The sequence below is a fragment of the Paenibacillus sp. PastF-3 genome (assembly GCF_029893135.1).
Classification (GTDB): Bacteria; Bacillota; Bacilli; order Paenibacillales; family Paenibacillaceae; genus Paenibacillus_AQ; species Paenibacillus_AQ nitricinens.
Genome location: NZ_JARXWM010000043.1, coordinates 1 through 1368 on the forward strand (window position 1 = coordinate 1; position 1368 = coordinate 1368).

The 1368-nt window shown below is 38.9% G+C and carries 1 protein-coding gene; it reads left to right on the forward strand.

Features of this window, described 5'->3' with window-relative positions; all coding sequences use genetic code 11:
* Positions 1–54: 54 nt before the first annotated feature.
* Positions 55–1368, forward strand: a protein-coding gene (locus tag M2444_RS33410; protein ID WP_280789144.1) for an IS3 family transposase whose coding sequence is annotated in 2 segments (ribosomal slippage) — positions 55–508 and positions 508–1368 — 1315 coding nt annotated over the 2 segments. Because the reading frame shifts where the segments join, the coding sequence is not laid out codon by codon here. This gene is flagged as partial in the annotation.

Genomic DNA, 1368 nt, shown 5'->3' on the forward strand with positions numbered 1-1368 from the left:
TGAACTGCACCCCAATTGTTAGACACATCTAACATTTGGAGGTGCAGTTTTTTTATGACCAGGTACAGTACAGATGAAAAAACTCAAGCCGTTATGCGTTATAAAAAGGGATCAAAAAGCTTGAAAACCATCGCAAAATCCATAGGGGTTCACCATTCTGTCTTTTCAAACTGGATTAGTCAATATGAACATCATGGTGAAGAAGCTTTCAAAAAGGGCTATACATCATATCCTGCACAGATTAAACTAGACGTACTTAATTATATGAACGAATTCGGAACGTCTGTTAGAGAAACGGCTGCAATATTTAATATTGCGAGTCATAGTACCATTTTAAGCTGGCAAAGGAGCTTAGAATTACATGGAATGGACGCTCTACAACCAAAGAAAAAGGGGCGCCCATCAGTGAAGAAAGAACCTAATAAACGAAAGACTCAAGCGTTTGTAGAAGGGTCTGTAGAGGCTTTGCAAGCAGAGGTAGAAGGTTTGCGAATGGAGAATGCATATTTAAAAAAGTTGAATGCCTTAGTTCAAAACAAGGGGAAATCACCAAACAAGACAAAGCTCAAGTAGTCTATGAACTAAGGAACGAATTTTCGGTGAAAGCACTTCTACAGCTAGCTGGTATCCCTCGTAGCACGTATTATTACGTGGTAAAAGCATTTGGTATGCCAGACAAGGATTCGAAGTTAAAATCGATTATCCAAGCGATTTATGAGGAGCATGAGGGGCGCTATGGTTATCGTCGCATTCGCGACGAATTAGTGAATCGCGGACACCATGTGAATCATAAAAAGGTACAACGCTTGATGCAGTTATTGGGATTAAAGTGCTTGGTACGCATGAAGAAATATCGTTCTTATAAGGGGACGATCGGCAAACTGGCACCGAACATATTAGAACGCAACTTTCAAGCTAAGAATCCAAATGAGAAGTGGGTTACGGATATTACAGAGTTTAAATTATTTGGAGAAAAGCTGTATTTATCTCCAATACTAGATCTATATAATGGCGAAATTATTACATATACGATAGGTTCAAGACCTGTCTACTCGCTTGTTTCAACGATGTTAGATCAAGCATTTGGTCGATTATCAGATGAAGATACACCTCTTATTCATTCTGACCAAGGCTGGCACTATCAGATGAAACAGTATCGTCATGCTCTCGAAGAACGCGGCATCAAGCAAAGTATGTCCCGTAAAGGTAACTGCTACGACAATGCCGTCATCGAGAACTTCTTTGGCATCATGAAATCTGAATTTCTATATTTAAAGGAATTCGAAAGTATCGCACATTTTAAACAAGAGCTATTAAATTACATCGATTATTACAACAACAAGCGAATTAAAGCAAAACTAAAAGGCC